The sequence below is a fragment of the Parvibaculum sp. genome, assembly GCF_049671045.1.
Taxonomy (GTDB): Bacteria; Pseudomonadota; Alphaproteobacteria; order Parvibaculales; family Parvibaculaceae; genus Parvibaculum.
Genome location: NZ_JBATUH010000038.1, coordinates 15,046 through 31,200, shown reverse-complemented (window position 1 = coordinate 31,200; position 16,155 = coordinate 15,046). Strand labels below are relative to the sequence as shown.

Here is a 16,155-nt window from a genome sequence, read left to right as displayed (position 1 = left end):
CCTCTATCATCTTCATCCAAGTCGCCGGCCCGACGGCGCTCGTTGTGTTCAATAGAAAATCTGGCGTCCTAAATCGCCAAACCAAAATAAAGCTGCGGCTGCGCCGATCACCAATTCTGCCGATGCTCGTGACGCCTGATGTGCCGACGCGGAGCTATGGGATAGCTGCCGGAAGAGCTGCAAATACTGGTTAGCAACCATATCCGCCGACCAGAGCCTTACCGCCCGCTCACGCGCTGCCGCCGCAAGCCTGGCCTGCCGGTCCCGGTCTTGCGTGACCCAACGAATGCCGTGGGCGAGATCTGCGGCATCAAAGGGTCGGGCGAGATATCCGGTATCCCGGTCGGCTATGACGTCGGGAAGGCCTGTAGTGTTGAAGGCAACGACCGGACAGCCGCTACTCTGGGCTTCAGTCGCCGTTTGAGGGGCGTTTTCCTGTAACGAGGGCACGACCATCACATCGGCCGCGCTGTAAAGCAGCGCCAGCGACAGCTCGTCGTGGAAATACCCCATCCATTGCGTGGGCAAGCCAAGATCGGGAGGCGACTGTGGCGGACGCTCGCCGAAAATGACGCATATGGCGTCGATGCGGCCATCGCGGCCACCGGCCAGATGCTGAAGTGCGGATTGAAGATGTGCAAAGCCCTTGCGGGGATCTCCGGTGCCGCCCAGGGCTCCGAAGAGAATGATCGTCTTGTCTTGCGGAATGCCGAGCGCTTGCCGCGCGAAATTGCGATCAAGCGGCTTGAACAGATTCGTATTCAGCGCGTTGGGAATGACCGACACGGGCCAGTGCCGCATCAGCGCGCTCTGCCGCACGCAGTCTGCAAGCCATGTGCTTGGGGTGACGATATGGATTGGCTGCTTCCAGTGCCTTGTCTTGCGCGCGAAGGTCCATCTTTCGATGTCGAGGCCACGTAGGCCGGGCGGCCGGTTCGCTCTTGAATAACCGTCGCGCCAGCGCGCGTCCGGACCGTCTTCCGCGTAGTGTTCGGCGCCGCAAAAAGCCCACATGTCGTGCAGTGTCCAGACCATAGCTTCTCGATCTGGCCGATCTGCGCGATGGATATGGATTCGTCGCCGATCCAGTGAAGGTTGACCACATCGGCATCGAATTTCTTCAGCCGCATGAGCATGGGGGATTCGAAGAGATTGATCGAACGGGTGTCAGCTGCCCCGTCACCCGTTTGAAGCCTCTTGATCTGGGCGGCCCATTTGCGCCGATGAGGCTTGCGGATCGAGCGACGAAGTCCGCGCGGGCCGAGAATCAGGGGATCGTCCGTCGTTTTGGTCTCCACCAGCAGGCGTGATTGTGCGCCAGCACCTGCAAGGGCGCTATTCAGGCGGATGGCGGCGCGGGATGCTCCTCCTTCATCGGAAGCTCCAACCATCGCGACCTTCATCGGCGGCTCGCGCGGATCGATATGGTTCCTATCGAATCCCGACTGATTCATCCCCGGCACCCCATCTGGCGGACAACGTTCGCAGAGCAGTTCGTGTTCGTCGCTATGTAGGCCGTGCAAGCTTGGTCAAATATATAACATAATCTATATGGGGAATATAAGCTGTTTGTTGCCCACCTTGTGCGAGGCTGGCCAGTTGGTCTGGGCCAAAGGTGCTAACGCAATCTGCAGAATTCGGAGTGAATCCAATGCGCAATCCCGGTCACGGATAAGCGCCGATCATCCTCAGAAAAAGCAAAACGCCCCGCCTCTCTTAAAAGGAGCGGGGCGTTTTTTGCCGTGGTGAGGCTTCAGACCAACGCGCCGTGGCAGTGCTTGAACTTCTTGCCCGAGCCGCAGGGGCAGGGCGCGTTGCGCGAGACCTTGCCCCAGGTCGACGGATCGCGGGGATCGAGGGCGACGCCCGGATCGTTTCGCACCGGACGGTGGGAAGCGGGGTCGCTGCCGACGAGCTCGTCCTCGCCCGTCAGCGGGTCGAGGTGATGGGCGCGCATTTCCGGTAGCGGCGTCTCCTCGATGCGCGGCGCCTCGGTCACGAATTGCGCGCTCATGAGCTGGCGCGTCACATCCTCGCGCAGCCGCACGAGCAAGCTCTCGAAGAGTTCGAAGGCTTCCGACTGATATTCATTGAGCGGGTCGCGCTGGGCATAGCCGCGCAGGCCGACCGCCTGACGCAGGAAGTCGAGCATCATCAGATGCTCGCGCCAGTGATGGTCGAGCGTCTGCAGCAGCACGGCCTTTTCGACCTGGCGCATGAGCTCGGGGCCTGCCTGCGCCACCTTGGCGGCCATGGCGCGGTTCGCTTCCGCCTTCAGGCGCTCGCGGATCTCCTCATCCGCAATGCCTTCCTCCGCCGCCCAGCTCTCGATCGGGAGCTGAAGGTCGAGAAGCCGCTCGACGTCTTCCTTGAGGCCGACGGCGTCCCATTGTTCCGCATAGGCCTTCTGGGGAATGTGCTGGCTGACGAGCGCGTCGATGACCTGATGGCGCATGTCGCTGACCGTCTCGCTCACATCGGCAGTCTGCATCAGCTCGACGCGCTGCTCGAAGATCACGCGCCGCTGGTCGTTCATGACGTTGTCGTATTTGAGCAGGTTCTTGCGGATGTCGAAGTTGCGCGCCTCGACCTTCTGCTGAGCCTTCTCCAACGCCCTGTTGATCCAGGGATGAATGATCGCCTCGCCTTCCTTGAGGCCGAGCTTCTGGAGCACGCCGTCCATGCGGTCGGTGCCAAAGATCCGCATCAGGTCGTCTTCGAGCGAAAGGAAGAATTTGGAGCGGCCGGGGTCGCCCTGGCGGCCCGAACGACCGCGCAACTGGTTGTCGATGCGGCGGCTCTCGTGGCGCTCGGTGCCGATGATGTAAAGACCGCCCGCGGCGAGCGCCAGTTCCTTCTTCGCGGCGATGTCCGCCTTGATCTCCTCGATCTTGCGGGCGCGCACGGCCTCGTCCTCGATGCCGGCCGTTTCGTCGGCGACGCGCATTTCCAGATTGCCGCCGAGCTGGATGTCGGTGCCGCGGCCGGCCATGTTGGTCGCGATGGTGATGGCGCCGGGAACGCCCGCCTGCGCCACAATGTAGGCTTCCTGCTCGTGGTAGCGCGCGTTGAGCACGTTGTGCTTGATCTTCTTCTTCTTCATGAAGTCGGAGAGGACTTCCGACTTTTCGATCGAGACGGTGCCGACGAGCACGGGCTGGCCGCGCTTCACGCAGTCTTCGACCTCCATGACGATGGCGTTGTATTTTTCGTGTGCCGTCCGGTAGACCTCGTCATCCTCGTCGATGCGGGCCACGGGCTTGTTGGTCGGCACCTCGACGACCTCGAGGCCGTAAATGTCGAGGAATTCGTCCGCTTCCGTCATGGCCGTGCCGGTCATGCCGGCCAGCTTCTTGTACATGCGGAAGTAGTTCTGGAAGGTGATCGAGGCGAGCGTCTGGTTCTCGGGCTGGATCTGGACGCGCTCCTTGGCTTCCAGCGCCTGGTGGAGCCCGTCGGAATAGCGCCGGCCTTCCATCATGCGGCCGGTGAACTCGTCGATGATGATGACCTTGTCGCCCTTGACGATGTAGTCGCGATCCTTCTGGAAGAGCTTGTGAGCCTTCAGTGCGTTCTGCACATGATGAACGATCGTGATGTTCTCGATGTCGTAGAGCGAGCCTTCCTTCAGCACACCATGCTCGCGCAGCAGCGTCTCGATCTTTTCGTTGCCGTCCTCGGTGAGGTTCACCGTGCGCTGCTTCTCGTCGAGCTCGTAGTCGCCTTCCTCGATATGCGGGATCACATCGTCGACGCCGAGGTAAAGCTCGGAGCGGTCGTCGAGTGGGCCGGAAATGATGAGCGGCGTGCGCGCCTCGTCCACGAGGATCGAGTCGACTTCGTCGACGATGGCGAAGTGGTGCGGGCGCTGAACCATCGCCGACACCTGATACTTCATGTTGTCGCGCAGATAGTCGAAGCCGAGTTCGTTGTTGGTCGCGTAGGTGATGTCCGCCCCATAGGCTTCGCGGCGCTCATTGTCGTCGAGGCCATGCAGGATGACGCCGGTGGTGAGTCCGAGGAAGCCATAGACCTGGCTCATCCAGTCGGCGTCGCGCTTGGCGAGATAGTCGTTCACGGTGACGACATGGACGCCCTTGCCAGGTAGCGCGTTCAGATAGGTGGCGAGCGTGGCGACGAGGGTTTTGCCTTCGCCGGTCTTCATTTCGGCGATCTTGCCGTCATGAAGCACCATGCCGCCGATGAGCTGGACGTCGTAGTGACGCTGGCCGAGCGTGCGCCTGGCCGCTTCGCGCACCACCGCGAAGGCTTCGGGCAGGAGATCGTCAAGCGCGGTGCCCTGAGCAAGGCGCGCGCGGAATTCGCCGGTCTTGGCCTTCAGCGCTTCATCGCTGAGCGCCGAGATTTCCGGTTCGAGCGCATTGATCGCCTGGACCCGCGCCTTGAACGTCTTGAGCTTCCGGTCGTTGGAGCTGCCAAAAAGACGCTTGGCGAAGGCACCGAAGCTTGCCATCAGGTCACTTCCCTATTGCGAAGCCCGCCCCCGGCACGGCCGGGTGCGGCCGCGCGACTGAAATCCGCGAAATTCCGCCGAAAAGACTGTGGAGATGTAAGGGGGAGGCCAAGCCTTGTCAATGTGACGGACCCCGGTGGGGCCCGCGCGGACCGTGCGAAACGCCTGAATATTTCTTAATCGACCGGTGCTTGTGCGCGGGGCGCGGCCTCGTCATCATGGCGCCCGCCATGCCTTGCGGGCGCTCTCCCTGCCAATGACAGCGATCCGCCCGCAATAGCCATGACGCCATCGCAGGCTTCAGCCGCTTCACAGGAAACCAACATGCGCCGGTCCTCCCTTCTTGCTTCCGTCTGCCTTCTCGCCCTGGGGCTTGGGGGTGGCTTCCTCGCCGCCGGCGCCATTCCGGCCGTCGCCGCCGATCCCGCCAATGACAAGGCCGCTGCCGCTGCCGGCGCCGACGAGGTCGTCGCCAAGGTCAACGGAACGACGATCAGCCTTTCCGACATTTCGCTCGCCGACGAGGAAATGGGGCAGGCGCTGGCCCGTCTGCCGGAGGAGGTTCACTTCCAGTATCTGCTCGGGATGCTGATCGACCGGCGCATCATCGCGCTCGAGGCGAAGGCAAAGAAGATGGAAGACGATCCGATGGTGAAGCGGCGCGAGGCCTATTATGACGAAAAGGCGCTCCGCGACGTCTATTGGGTCCAGATGATGCGCGACAAGGTCAGCGAGAAGGCGGTCAAAGCCTATTACGACGAGCATATCGCCAAGGCCGAGCCCGAGCTTGAAGTTCACGCCCTGCACATTCTCGTCGCGTCAAAGGACGAAGCGCAGAAGGCCATCGCGGCGATCAAGGGCGGCCAGAAATTCGAGGATGTGGCCAAGAGCATGTCCAAGGATTCAAGCTCGCAGGAGGGCGGCGATCTCGGCTGGTTCAAGAAGGGCGACATGGTGCCGGAATTCGCCGATGCGGCCTTCAAGCTGAAGGCCGGGCAGGTTTCGAACCCCGTTCAGACCAAGTTCGGCTGGCACGTCATCAAGGTGATCGAGACGCGCAGGGCGAAGAAGCCGACCTTCGAGGAGGCGCATGACGACATCCTGCGCGGCATTGCGCGCGAGCAGGGCACGAAGGTGATGGAGGATCTGCGCAAGAAGGCGAAGATCGAGATCGTCGGCGCCGAGGGGCAGCGGCCGCAGGTCGCGCCGAAGCCGGCGCAGTAATCGGGCGCGGCAAGCGGGCGGGAGAGCGGCATGGCAAGGACGACGAAATCGAAGCCGAAAGTGCAGGCGAAAGCGGCAAAGCCTAAGGCGGTAGCGAAGCCCAGGGCAGCGACAAAGGCGAAGAAGCCTGCCGTGAAGCAGGCCGCCAGGGCGAAGGCGGGCGCGAAGAAGGCGGAACACAAGGTCTCGCCGCTCGCGCCGAAGCGCTATCAGAAGCTCCCGCCCATTGCAGGCGTGACACTCGGCACGGCCGCGGCGGGCATCAAATACAAGGGCCGGGACGATGTTCTCGTCATCCGCCTGCCGGAAGGAACGGCGGCGGCGGGCGTCTTCACCACGTCGAAGACGGCGTCTGCGCCCGTCGAATGGTGCAGGGCAAGCATCGCGCATGGCGGCAAGGGCCGCGTCGTCGTCGTCAATTCGGGCAACTCCAATGCCTTCACGGGCAAGGCGGGCGAGGCGACCGTCGCCGCGACGGCGAGGGCCGCCGCCGCCGCCGTCGGTTGCGACGAGCATGAGGTCTACATCGCGTCCACCGGCGTCATCGGTCAGCTGCTTCAGCCGGAGCCCGTGATCGCGGGCCTCGAGGCGGGGCTCAAAGCGGCCACGCCCGACCAGTGGGGCAAGGCCGCCCGCGCCATCATGACGACCGACACCTATCGCAAACTTGCGACGCGCGAGGCGCGGATCGGCAGCCGGACTGTGACGATCAACGGCATCGCCAAGGGCTCGGGCATGATCGCGCCCGATCTTGCGACGATGCTCGTTTTCATCGTCACCGATGCGGCCATTCCCGCAAACGTGCTCCAGACGCTGCTTCTCCTCGGCACGCAGGACAGCTTCAACGCCATTACCGTCGACAGCGACACCTCGACGAGCGACACGGTTCTCCTCTTCGCGACAGGCAAGCCGCGCAAGGGCGTGGCGCCCTTCACCAGCGCCGATGATCCGCGGCTCAAGGATTTCCGCCGCAAGCTCGACGAGTTGATGCTCGACCTCGCCCATCAGGTCGTGCGCGACGGCGAGGGCGCGAGCAAGTTCATCCGCATTTCCGTCTCCGGGGCCGAGACCTATCACGCCGCGCGCAGCATCGGCATGGCGATCGCCAACTCTCCGCTCGTCAAGACGGCGATCGCGGGCGAGGACGCGAACTGGGGCCGCATCGTCATGGCGGTCGGCAAATCCGGCGAGGCGGCCGATCGCGACAGGCTTGCGATCCGCATGGGCGGCATCGACGTCGCGAAGAACGGCGTCGCCGTGCCCGGATATGACGAGGCGCCGGTCGCGCGGCACATGAAGGGCGAGGATATCGACATCGAGGTCGATGTGGGCGTCGGCCATGCAAGCGCGACGGTGTGGACCTGCGATCTCACCTACGATTATATCCGCATCAACGCCGATTATCGCAGCTAGGAAACGAATCCTTAAAATTCGGACAAGTTGCGAAACGCGTCTTTAACCATGGGCGAAATTCAGCCCACGAATCATTAACGAAATGATGTGAGCATGTCGAACGAGTCAGGCAAGATACCTGAGCAATCCTTGCGGATGGTTCTTGTCTCCGCTTGTGCGCTTGTCGACGCGGATGGCCGCGTCCTGATGGCCCAAAGGCCGGAGGGAAAGCCGCTCGCGGGATTGTGGGAGTTTCCGGGAGGCAAGGTGGAGGCGGGCGAGACGCCCGAGGACACGCTGATCCGGGAGCTTCGGGAGGAACTTGGTATCGAGGTTGCGAAGGCATGCCTTGCGCCGCTTACTTTCGCAAGTCATGCGTATGCGGATTTTCATCTGCTGATGCCGCTCTATATCTGCCGCCGCTGGCAGGGAACGGTTCAGGCCCTTGAAGGGCAGGCACTCGAATGGGTAAAGCCCGCAAGGATGCGGGATTATCCGATGCCTCCGGCGGACGAGCCGCTGGTGGCGGTATTGCGCGATCTCCTGTGATGCCGGCGTCCCGGCTCGCGGGGCGCCAAATGTTGAGGAGGCGTGCATGCGTCGGGGCAGCTTTTACAGCCGGCTTGGGATCTTCGCTTCGGATGAGCGCGGCGTGACTGCCGTCGAATACGGCCTCATGCTCGCGATCTTCTCGCTGGTCGTGACGACGGCGTTGTCGACCGTCGGAACACATCTCACCGCCATGTTCGAGAGAGTTGTCGAACTCATGAACTGAGAGGCTTTCCGCGGGCGCGTCATGGCGCGCACCGTGCCGAAAGCGCGACACGCTGGGACAGGCGAAGCCGGAGGGATCAAGCCTTGGGCGGCGTCTTCGCGCCCAGGGCGTCCGCAAGCCGCATCTTGGCGCTGCCGGGCCTCAGCGGTTTCTGCTGGCTCTCATGCGGGCTCCAGCCGGTGATCGCCACGATTTCGAAGGTGGCGGGAATGCGCCCGTCCGGCAGGCCGAATTTTTCCTGATAGATGGCGGCGGCGCGCATCAGCGTTTCCCGTCTCAGCGGCGTGCGGCGGCGCTCGATCAGCGCATTCGTTTCGCCCATGCCGCGCAGCTCGGCCAGAAGCCTCCACATATTCTCGTAGCGGACGGTGACGCGGTCGGTGTCGGCGACGGGCAGCGCGAAGCCCGCGCGCTGGAGCAGCGAGCCCATGTCGCGCAGATCGACGAAGGGTGAAACGCGCGGCGACAGGCCGCCCTCGCATTCGATCTCGGCTTCCTGAAGGGCCTGGCGCAATTCCGTCAGCGTGTCGCCGCCGAAGAGCGCGGCCATGAAGAGCCCGTCGGGCAGGAGCGCGCGGCGGATCTGAATGAGCGTTCCGGGAAGATCGTTCACCCAGTGAAGCGAGAGCGCGCTCGTGACGAGGTTGAAGCTCCGCTCGCGGAAGGGAAGGCGTTCCTCATCGGCAACGACGCGGTGTCCTGGCGCCGAGGCGACCATGGCGGGAGCGAGGTCCGCGGCAACGATCTCGCCGATCTTGCCCGGCGGCAGCTCGGCGAGCGCCAGCGCGCCCTGATGGCAGCCAAGGTCGAGCGCCAGCGGAAATTCGCGATTGATCACCACCAGCCGGTCGGTGAACTCGTCGATCACGCGGCGGACAAGGAAATCATGGTCCCCAAATCGCGCGGCCGCCCGCTTCCTTCGCCGCCCGACAAGGGAGCGGTCGAAGACGAGCTGCGGTGCTGATGGAGGCTTGGGCGGCATGGCGCGCATCATGGTTCGCCATGGCCCCGGCTGCAAGCCCGACTTCCGCCGGGCGGCGGGGAAGGGTAGGTTTTCCGCATGGAGAAGGGGGAAATCGTCGAAAGAACGCAAGGCTGGGGGCGGACCGCGCTCGGTTTCGCAGCGCGCCTCTGCGACCTCGCGCTGCCGCCGCTTTGCCTTTCCTGCGGAACGGGGGTGGAGGCGCATGGCGCTCTCTGCGGGCCCTGCTGGCGGGCGATCGAGTTCATCGAGGAGCCGCTTTGTCCGGTGAGCGGAGTTCCCTTTCCCTACGATCCGGGCGAGGGCATCGTCAGCGCGGCGGCGCTCGCGGCGCCCCCTCCCTATGCGGCGGCCCGCGCGGTCATGCGCTATACCGATCAGAGTGCCAAGCTCATTCACCGCTTCAAATATGCGGATCGCATGGAGGCCGCCCCTGCGCTCGGCCGCTGGATGGCGCGGGCGGGCGCGGCGCTCCTTGATGACGCCGATTTCGTAGCGCCCGTGCCGCTCCATCGGGGGCGGCTCTTCCTGCGGCGTTTCAATCAGTCGGCGGAACTCGCGCGCCAGATCGCGCGCATTTCAGGTGTCGGGCTCCTGCCGGATCTCGTCGAGCGCGTTCGGGCGACGCGGCCGCAGGTGGGGCTTTCGGGCGCCGCGCGGCGCCGGAATGTCGCAGGCGCTTTCCGGCTGAAGCAGCCCTATCGTGCGCTCGTGGCCGGCAGGACGATCGTCATCGTCGACGATGTGATGACGACGGGGGCGACGGTCGAGGCTTGCGCCCGAGCGCTCGCGGCGGCAGGCGCGCGCGAGGTCAGGGCGCTCTGCCTTGCCCGGGTTGTTCCCGGAGATGGCGCAACTATATGATGCGTATATTCATATTCGGGAGTGACCGCCCATGGCGGATGTGACGATCTACACGACCATGCTCTGCCCCTATTGCCATCGCGCCAAGGCGCTGCTTGGCAGCAAGGGCGTCGCCTTCAAGGAGATCGATGTGGGTATGGATGCGGACAAGCGCGACGAAATGACCAGACTTGCCGGCGGGCGCTATACCGTGCCGCAGATCTTCATCAACGGCACGCATGTGGGCGGCTGCGACGACCTCTATGCGCTCGAGCATCAGGGCAAGCTCGACCCGCTGCTCGCCACCTGAAAGCCATGACACAAGGTTCCGACATGAGCTTCATGGCCGCCTGTGTGCAGTTGCGCGCGGGGCGGAATGTCGCCGCCAATGTCGAGGCGGCGGAGGGGTTCGTCCGGCAGGCGGCGGAGGCTGGCGCGACATTCGTCGCGACGCCGGAGAATACCTCGCTCATGGAAGCCGAGCGCGCGCTTCTCTTCGAGAAGGCGAAGCCCGAGGATGAGGACGAGGCGTTGCGGGCGCTTCGCGCCGTCGCGCGGGAGAAGAAGATCTGGCTCCTCATCGGCTCGCTGCCGATCAGGGTCGCGGAGGACAAGCTCGCCAATCGCTCTTTCCTCATCTCGCCCGAAGGCCGCATCGCGGCGCGCTACGACAAGATCCATATGTTCGATGTCGATCTCGCTGGCGGCGAGAGCTATCGCGAGTCGCGCAATTTCGCGGCGGGCGAAAGCGCGGTCACGGCCGATCTGCCCTGGGGACGGCTCGGCCTCAGCATCTGTTACGATCTGCGTTTCCCGCGGCTCTATCGTGCGCTGGCGCATGAGGGCGCGCGCTTTCTCACCGTGCCTTCCGCCTTCACGCGCCAGACCGGCGAGGCGCATTGGCACGTGCTCCTGCGCGCGCGGGCGATCGAGACCGGCTCCTTCGTCTTCGCGCCCGCGCAAGGAGGGCGGCACGAGAACGGCCGCGAGACTTTCGGCCACAGCCTCATCGTCGCCCCATGGGGCGAGATCATCGCCGAGGCGGGGACCGAGCCCGGCATCGTCACCGCAATGGTGGACCCTGCCAAGGTCGAGGAAGCGCGCGGCCGCGTGCCGAGCCTCAAGCATGACAGGAGTTTCGACCTGCCCGCGCCGGAGCGCGCGGCGAAGGAGGCGTCATGATCCGCTACGCCCTTCTTTGCAAGAAGGACCATGAATTCGACGGCTGGTTCCGCTCATCCTCGTTTTTCGACGAGCAGGTGAAGGCGGGCGAAGTCTCATGCCCGGTCTGCGGCAGCCAAGATATTCGCAAGGCGCTGATGGCGCCGAACATCGCCAAGGGCGGCAGCGAAAAGCGCGGGACGAAAGCCGATGCGGCGCAGAAGTTCAGCGCGATGATGATGGCGCTCAGAAAGCACGTCGAGGAGAATTGCGACTATGTGGGCGATGCCTTCGCCGAGACGGCGCGCCGCATCCACTATGGCGAAGAGGAGGCCCGCGACATTTACGGCGAGGTGACGCCGGACGATGCGCGCGCTCTCATCGAGGAGGGCGTCGATGTGGCGCCCTTGCCGGTCGTCCCGCCGCGCCAGGCGAATTGAGCGCGCGTGAGCCGCAGAGCGCTCACGCCACGCCGAACACGCTTTTGAGATAGGGATTGAGGAAGCGTCCCGCCGGATCGAGTTCGGCGCGGACCTCGAGGAATTCCTTCCACTTCGGATAGAGCGCGGCGAAATCCCCGGCCTTGAGCGTGTTGAGCTTGCCCCAGTGCGGGCGGCCCTCATGCCGGCGATAGATGGGCTCGATCGCGGCGAAATAGGGCTTGTAGTCCCATTCGTGAAACTGGTGGACGGCGATGGAGCAGCTTTCGCGGCCGTGGAAAGGGCTCAGCCAGATATCGTCGGGCGCGGTGGTGCGGAACTCGATCGGGAAGAAGACCTTGATGTTGTTCTTCTCGATTGTGTCGATGATCTCGCGCAGCGCCGCCGCTCCGGCCTCGCGCGGCAGGTGATATTCCATTTCGTTGAAGCGCACGCCGCGTTCGGTCGAAAGCGTCTTGTGCGAATAGTCGACGCGCTCCTCGGGCTCCATGCCAGAGAGGATCTTGCGGATCGTCCAGCGCCGGAGCGAGGGCGACCAGCCGAGCCAGTCTTCGAGCATCTTGAGCTGGCGCAGTCCGTCGTCGTCCTCATTGACGGGCGTCGGCGTTTCGGGCTCGTCCGTCTCGTTGTTCGAGATGCCGAGGGCCATGCCGGAATAGGGGATGCAATAGAACTCGAAATTGCGGTTCTTCGCGGCAAGCCCGGGCAGGTCTTCCAGCATCTCCTCGACGGGCGCGACCCAGGTGCGCCGCTTGAGCTTGTAGAGGGGCCGCGCTTCGAGCCGGACTTCGGTGAGGATGCCGAGGGCGCCGAGCGAGACGCGCGCGGCGTTGAAGATTTCGGGCCGCCTCCGCGCATCGCATGCGATCGTCTCGCCCGATGCGGTGACGAGGGTGAGGCCGGTCACGAAGCTCGAAAGCGAGCCGATCTTCGCGCCCGTTCCATGCGTCGCGGTGGCGATGGCGCCGGCCAGCGACTGCTTGTTGATGTCGGGCATGTTGGCGAGGGCGAGGCCGCGGGCGGCGAGTTCCTCGGCCATGCGGGCAAGCCGCGTTCCGGCGCGGATAGTCGCCTCGTTCGTCGCCTCGTCATGCGCGATGACGCCCGAGAGGCGGTCGAGCGTCAGCAGCGTTCCTTGCGTCGGCACGAGGCCCGAAAAGGAATGTCCCGCGCCGACGGCGCGGATCGGCGCGGGCGCCGTCTTCAGCAGATCGGCAAGCTCGGCCTCATCGGCGGGGGCCGCGCGCCGCGCCGGTTCGCAGGACTGTCCGCCCGACCAGTTGCGCCAGGGGAGCGGCGATGCGGGGGGCTTCGGCGATGCGGGCGCCGTTTCGGCGAAGGCCGATTGAACAATGGCCGGGATCGTGCCGGTCGCCGCCAGCGCGCTTGCGGCGGTCGCGAATTTGAGAAGGTTGCGGCGGGAGGTTTCCATGGGCGCTCCGTTCTAGTCCTGCTCGGGAGGGGGCCCCGCCATGAAGCCGATCAGCGCGGAGAGGTCTTCGGCCGTGCATTCGATGCACTGGCCGAGCGGTGGCATGCCGCCGAAGCCGTTGATGGCATGGTCGAGCAGAACCGCATCACCCTGCGCGAGGCGCGGCTTCCACGCCGCCACGTCATGGGTCTGGGGGGCGCCGGTTTCGGCGTTGTCGTGGCAGGCCGCGCAGGTGTGGCCATAGATTTGGGTGAGGCGGGCGTCGAGCGCGACGGGCTCCATGCGCGATTTCTTTTCGTCGCAGCCCTGCAGCGCGAGCGATGCAAGCGCGAGGACGGCGACCGTTCCTGATTTCAAGCGCATGGCCTTGTTCCCGCTTTCCGTCGGCGGGTGAGAATGCGCCCGGCTCACAGATGCGTCAATAAAAATTAGTCATGACTATCTTTTTGTCTGAGCCCGCTCAGCCAGTCTCGCCAATAGGCGCGCACGAAGGCCGCCGTCTCGCGGGTGACGGTCGCCGCATCGACCTCGTCCTCCTCCAGGATCATCTCGATCGCGGCGTAGGAAAGCTCGACCGAGAGCCGGACGCGCGGCCAGATTTCGGTGCGCGGCACGCCGGGCAGGCGGGGCGCGACCTGATCGGTGATGAGGTCGCTGACGAGCCGATGGGAAGAGACGCGCACCTCCTGAAGCGGCGGCACGGCGCGAAGCGCCAGGGTGACGGCGAGCGCCGCGGGCTCGGCCCGCGTCACCTCGACGGTGCGCTCGAGGAGAAAGGATATGTCCTCGATCAGGGCGTCAGGCTCCGTCCGGCCGCTCGAACGGGCGAGCCATTCCTCGATGACCGTGTTCTGGCGCGTCATCAGCCGGTCGCCCAGCGCCATCAGCACGGCATATTTGTTCGGGAAGTAGCGATAAAGCGCCGGCACCTTGATGCCGGCCTCGGCGGCGATCAGGTTCGTGGAGATGCGTTCGACGCCGATATCCACGAGAAGGCGCGCGGCGACGTCGAGGATGCGCTCATAGGTTTCGACGGCGCGTTTCTGGCGCGGCGCGCGCTTGATCGCGAGATCGACCGGGGCGCGCCGCATCGCGCTCAGCCCTGACCGGCCTTGACGGCGAGCGCCATGTAATTGACGCCCATGTCGCGCGTGAGCGACCAGCGATCGGAGATCGGATTGTAGGTGACGCCTGTCATTTCCGGGATCGAAAGGCCTGCGCCCTCGAGGCTCTGCCGCAATTCGCCCGGCGTGACGAATTTCGACCAGTCATGCGTGCCGCGCGGCAGCCAGCCGAGCACATATTCGGCGCCGATGACGGCGAGGCCCAGCGCCTTCAGGGTGCGGTTGAGGGTCGCCACGATCATCAGGCCGCCGGGGCGGAGCATCGCGGCGCAGGCGCGGATGAAGGCGTCCCGGTCGGCGACATGCTCGATCACTTCCATATTGAGAATGAGGTCGAAGCTCTCGCCCGCCTCCGCAAGCGCCTCGGCCGTGGTGCAGCGGTAGTCGATGGCAAGGCCCTGCTCGGCGGCATGGACCGAGGCGGTGGCGATGTTCTTCTCCCCTGCATCGGCCCCCAGAACATGCGCGCCGAGGCGGCACATGGGCTCGGACAGAAGGCCGCCGCCGCAGCCTATATCGAGGAGGCGGAGCCCCGCGAAGGGCCGGGCGCTCGCCTCATCGAGGCCGAAATGGCGCACCGCCCTCTCCCGGATATAGGAGAGCCTGACCGGATTGAACTTGTGCAGCGGGCGGAACTTGCCCGTCGGGTCCCACCATTCGGCCGCCAGGGCCGAAAAGCGGGCGACCTCCTCGGGATCGACCGTGTTGGCGCCGGCTTCGGGTGCGGACCCGCCTTCGAATTCGGACTTTGCGGCCGTGCTCATATCGGAAGCTCTTTCTTTCGCAGGTGCGTCAAAGCGGTGGGGCCATCATCCTTCACCCCCGGTTGCGGCACCAGTGCCATCCGAGTATGTATGGGCCCGCGCGCCGGAGGGCGGGCCGATCGGTCCGGTCCCGGCTGGCAGGAAAACTTGGCCCGGTTCGGTATCAGGTCCATCCCACTCGCGACATGATATAGGGCGCCCCCATGGCTCAGGTCCAGCGGGGCAGACGAAACGGGTGTGCGCGGGTTCGGTCATCCGAGCCCCTAACTGGGATTTGCGAGTATGGCCAGACTGGTCATGAAGTTCGGCGGCACCTCGGTCGCGGATGTCGAGCGCATCCGCAATGTGGCGAGCCACGTTAAACGCGAGGTCGATGCGGGCAACGAGGTCGCGGTGGTCGTCTCGGCCATGGCCGGAACCACGAATCAGCTCGTCGCCTGGGCGCGCGAAACGGCCTCGGTCCACGATGCCCGCGAGTACGACACGGTGGTGGCGACCGGCGAGCAGGTCACGGTGGGGCTGCTCGCGATCGAGTTGCAGCGTATCGGCGTTTCGGCGCGCTCATGGCTCGGCTGGCAGATTCCGATCCGTACCGACAATGCGCATGGCGCGGCGCGCATCACGGAGGTCAATGGCGATGCGCTTGTCGAGCGGCTGTCCCAGGGGCAGGTCGCCGTCATCGCCGGCTTCCAGGGGCTTGCGCCCGACAACAGGATAACGACGCTCGGACGCGGTGGCTCGGATACGAGCGCGGTCGCGATCGCAGCGGCGATCAAGGCCGATCGCTGCGACATCTATACCGATGTCGATGGCGTTTATACGACGGACCCCCGCATCGTTGCGAAGGCCCGAAAGCTTGATAAGATCAGTTACGAGGAGATGCTGGAGATGGCGTCGCTCGGCGCCAAGGTTCTTCAGACCCGTTCCGTCGAGCTCGCCATGGTTCACCGTGTGCGCCTTCAGGTTCGCTCGAGCTTCGAGGCGCCCGACGCGCCGCGCCTGAGCGGTCCTGAAGCAATCGTCCCTGGCACCCTTGTTTGCGACGAGGAAGAAATCGTGGAACAGCAGGTCGTAAGCGGTATCGCCTATTCGAAGGACGAGGCCAAGGTGACGCTCGTCAAGGTCGCAGACAAGCCGGGTGTCGCCGCCCGCGTCTTCGGTCCGCTCGCGGACAATTCGATCAATGTCGACATGATCATCCAGAACGTGTCCGAGGACGGCAAGAGCACCGACATCACGTTCACGGTTCCGCAGGCGGAGCTTGCGCGCGCGGAGGACGTCATCCGCAAGGCCCAGCCCGAGATCGGCTGCGACGAAATCCGGACCGATACGGATGTCGTGAAGGTTTCGATCATCGGCATCGGTATGCGAAGCCATGCGGGCGTCGCCAAGACGATGTTCGAGACACTTGCCTCCAAAGGCATCAATATCCTTGCGATCACGACCTCCGAGATCAAGGTGAGTGTGCTCATCGCTTCGGAATATAGTGAGCTTGCCGTGCGGGCGCTCCACACGGCCTATGGGCTGGACGGCCAATAACGGAG

Annotated in this window: 17 protein-coding genes; 9 read left to right on the top strand and 8 right to left on the bottom strand. The window is 64.6% G+C overall.

Features of this window, described 5'->3' with window-relative positions; all coding sequences use genetic code 11:
* Nucleotides 1–48 precede the first annotated feature (48 nt).
* The 3 genes from WBG82_RS04840 to secA all read right to left on the bottom strand — a co-directional run bounded on the left by WBG82_RS04840 (nt 49) and on the right by secA (nt 4,474).
* The gene (locus tag WBG82_RS04840; protein ID WP_424422067.1) at nt 49–801 is read right to left on the bottom strand and encodes a glycosyltransferase; all 753 of its coding nucleotides are present in this window, start codon (nt 799–801) and stop codon (nt 49–51) included.
* Nucleotides 801–1,454, bottom strand: coding sequence for a hypothetical protein (locus WBG82_RS04835; protein WP_424422059.1), 654 nt, complete (start codon nt 1,452–1,454; stop codon nt 801–803). Before WBG82_RS04835 ends, WBG82_RS04840 begins: the two co-directional genes overlap by 1 nt.
* Nucleotides 1,455–1,753: 299 nt before the next feature.
* A complete protein-coding gene (gene secA, locus WBG82_RS04830) occupies nt 1,754–4,474 on the bottom strand; it encodes a preprotein translocase subunit SecA (RefSeq protein ID WP_424422056.1) in 2,721 nt (906 codons plus the stop codon).
* Nucleotides 4,475–4,798: 324 nt separating this feature from the next.
* Between secA and WBG82_RS04825 the strand changes: the two genes are divergently transcribed.
* The 4 genes from WBG82_RS04825 (at nt 4,799) to WBG82_RS04810 (ending at nt 7,865) form a co-directional block, all read left to right on the top strand.
* Nucleotides 4,799–5,698, top strand: a complete 900-nt coding sequence (locus WBG82_RS04825) for a peptidylprolyl isomerase (protein WP_424422053.1) — start codon at nt 4,799–4,801, stop codon at nt 5,696–5,698.
* 30 nt (nt 5,699–5,728) lie between these two features.
* Complete coding sequence (argJ, locus tag WBG82_RS04820) at nt 5,729–7,111, top strand: bifunctional glutamate N-acetyltransferase/amino-acid acetyltransferase ArgJ (RefSeq protein ID WP_424422052.1); 1,383 nt, start codon at nt 5,729–5,731, stop codon at nt 7,109–7,111.
* Between the two features lie 93 nt (nt 7,112–7,204).
* Nucleotides 7,205–7,639, top strand: a complete 435-nt coding sequence (mutT, locus tag WBG82_RS04815) for an 8-oxo-dGTP diphosphatase MutT (RefSeq protein ID WP_424422050.1) — start codon at nt 7,205–7,207, stop codon at nt 7,637–7,639.
* Between the two features lie 46 nt (nt 7,640–7,685).
* Nucleotides 7,686–7,865: a Flp family type IVb pilin gene (locus WBG82_RS04810; protein WP_424422049.1), complete on the top strand. Its 180-nt coding sequence runs from the start codon at nt 7,686–7,688 to the stop codon at nt 7,863–7,865.
* Between the two features lie 76 nt (nt 7,866–7,941).
* On the opposite strand, the gene WBG82_RS04805 is transcribed toward WBG82_RS04810, so the two are convergent.
* Entirely contained in the window at nt 7,942–8,847 is a 906-nt protein-coding gene (locus WBG82_RS04805; protein WP_424422048.1) for a methyltransferase domain-containing protein, read from the bottom strand.
* A 78-nt stretch (nt 8,848–8,925) separates the two neighbouring features.
* Between WBG82_RS04805 and WBG82_RS04800 the strand changes: the two genes are divergently transcribed.
* From WBG82_RS04800 to WBG82_RS04785, 4 genes are read left to right on the top strand one after another with little or no spacing between them, the layout of a single operon-like run.
* The gene (locus tag WBG82_RS04800) at nt 8,926–9,711 is read left to right on the top strand and encodes a ComF family protein (protein ID WP_424422045.1); all 786 of its coding nucleotides are present in this window, start codon (nt 8,926–8,928) and stop codon (nt 9,709–9,711) included.
* 31 nt (nt 9,712–9,742) lie between these two features.
* On the top strand, nt 9,743–10,000 hold the full coding sequence (grxC, locus tag WBG82_RS04795) for a glutaredoxin 3 (RefSeq protein WP_424422042.1): 258 nt from the start codon (nt 9,743–9,745) through the stop codon (nt 9,998–10,000).
* Nucleotides 10,001–10,005: 5 nt separating this feature from the next.
* Nucleotides 10,006–10,872 carry a carbon-nitrogen hydrolase family protein gene (locus tag WBG82_RS04790; RefSeq protein WP_424422039.1) on the top strand — a complete coding sequence of 289 codons (867 nt, stop codon included), beginning with the start codon at nt 10,006–10,008 and terminating at the stop codon, nt 10,870–10,872.
* Nucleotides 10,869–11,291, top strand: coding sequence for a DUF1178 family protein (locus WBG82_RS04785; protein WP_424422037.1), 423 nt, complete (start codon nt 10,869–10,871; stop codon nt 11,289–11,291). The genes WBG82_RS04790 and WBG82_RS04785 overlap by 4 nt, the downstream gene beginning before the upstream one ends.
* A 22-nt stretch (nt 11,292–11,313) precedes the next feature.
* Here WBG82_RS04785 and WBG82_RS04780 read toward each other — a convergent pair whose 3' ends face one another.
* The 4 genes from WBG82_RS04780 to ubiG form a co-directional block, all read right to left on the bottom strand.
* Nucleotides 11,314–12,723: a D-arabinono-1,4-lactone oxidase gene (locus tag WBG82_RS04780; protein WP_424422035.1), complete on the bottom strand. Its 1,410-nt coding sequence runs from the start codon at nt 12,721–12,723 to the stop codon at nt 11,314–11,316.
* 12 nt (nt 12,724–12,735) lie between these two features.
* A complete protein-coding gene (locus tag WBG82_RS04775; RefSeq protein WP_424422033.1) occupies nt 12,736–13,086 on the bottom strand; it encodes a c-type cytochrome in 351 nt (116 codons plus the stop codon).
* A gap of 65 nt (nt 13,087–13,151) precedes the next feature.
* On the bottom strand, nt 13,152–13,814 hold the full coding sequence (locus WBG82_RS04770; RefSeq protein WP_424422030.1) for a TetR/AcrR family transcriptional regulator: 663 nt from the start codon (nt 13,812–13,814) through the stop codon (nt 13,152–13,154).
* Between the two features lie 5 nt (nt 13,815–13,819).
* Nucleotides 13,820–14,611, bottom strand: coding sequence for a bifunctional 2-polyprenyl-6-hydroxyphenol methylase/3-demethylubiquinol 3-O-methyltransferase UbiG (ubiG, locus tag WBG82_RS04765; RefSeq protein WP_424422027.1), 792 nt, complete (start codon nt 14,609–14,611; stop codon nt 13,820–13,822).
* Nucleotides 14,612–14,893: 282 nt separating this feature from the next.
* On the opposite strand from ubiG, the gene WBG82_RS04760 reads away from it, so the two are divergent.
* Complete coding sequence (locus WBG82_RS04760; RefSeq protein ID WP_424422025.1) at nt 14,894–16,150, top strand: aspartate kinase; 1,257 nt, start codon at nt 14,894–14,896, stop codon at nt 16,148–16,150.
* The last annotated feature ends 5 nt before the right edge of the window (nt 16,151–16,155 follow it).

Coding starts and splice junctions, on each gene's coding strand:
- WBG82_RS04840 (WP_424422067.1), bottom strand. CDS start 801: ATGCGGCACTGGCCCGTGTCGGTCATTCCCAACGCGCTGAATACGAAT.
- WBG82_RS04835 (WP_424422059.1), bottom strand. CDS start 1,454: ATGAATCAGTCGGGATTCGATAGGAACCATATCGATCCGCGCGAGCCG.
- WBG82_RS04760 (WP_424422025.1), top strand. CDS start 14,894: ATGGCCAGACTGGTCATGAAGTTCGGCGGCACCTCGGTCGCGGATGTC.
- WBG82_RS04825 (WP_424422053.1), top strand. CDS start 4,799: ATGCGCCGGTCCTCCCTTCTTGCTTCCGTCTGCCTTCTCGCCCTGGGG.
- argJ (WP_424422052.1), top strand. CDS start 5,729: ATGGCAAGGACGACGAAATCGAAGCCGAAAGTGCAGGCGAAAGCGGCA.
- mutT (WP_424422050.1), top strand. CDS start 7,205: ATGTCGAACGAGTCAGGCAAGATACCTGAGCAATCCTTGCGGATGGTT.
- WBG82_RS04800 (WP_424422045.1), top strand. CDS start 8,926: ATGGAGAAGGGGGAAATCGTCGAAAGAACGCAAGGCTGGGGGCGGACC.
- grxC (WP_424422042.1), top strand. CDS start 9,743: ATGGCGGATGTGACGATCTACACGACCATGCTCTGCCCCTATTGCCAT.
- WBG82_RS04770 (WP_424422030.1), bottom strand. CDS start 13,814: ATGCGGCGCGCCCCGGTCGATCTCGCGATCAAGCGCGCGCCGCGCCAG.
- WBG82_RS04790 (WP_424422039.1), top strand. CDS start 10,006: ATGACACAAGGTTCCGACATGAGCTTCATGGCCGCCTGTGTGCAGTTG.
- WBG82_RS04785 (WP_424422037.1), top strand. CDS start 10,869: ATGATCCGCTACGCCCTTCTTTGCAAGAAGGACCATGAATTCGACGGC.
- WBG82_RS04775 (WP_424422033.1), bottom strand. CDS start 13,086: ATGCGCTTGAAATCAGGAACGGTCGCCGTCCTCGCGCTTGCATCGCTC.
- WBG82_RS04810 (WP_424422049.1), top strand. CDS start 7,686: ATGCGTCGGGGCAGCTTTTACAGCCGGCTTGGGATCTTCGCTTCGGAT.
- WBG82_RS04805 (WP_424422048.1), bottom strand. CDS start 8,847: ATGCCGCCCAAGCCTCCATCAGCACCGCAGCTCGTCTTCGACCGCTCC.
- secA (WP_424422056.1), bottom strand. CDS start 4,474: ATGGCAAGCTTCGGTGCCTTCGCCAAGCGTCTTTTTGGCAGCTCCAAC.
- WBG82_RS04780 (WP_424422035.1), bottom strand. CDS start 12,723: ATGGAAACCTCCCGCCGCAACCTTCTCAAATTCGCGACCGCCGCAAGC.
- ubiG (WP_424422027.1), bottom strand. CDS start 14,611: ATGAGCACGGCCGCAAAGTCCGAATTCGAAGGCGGGTCCGCACCCGAA.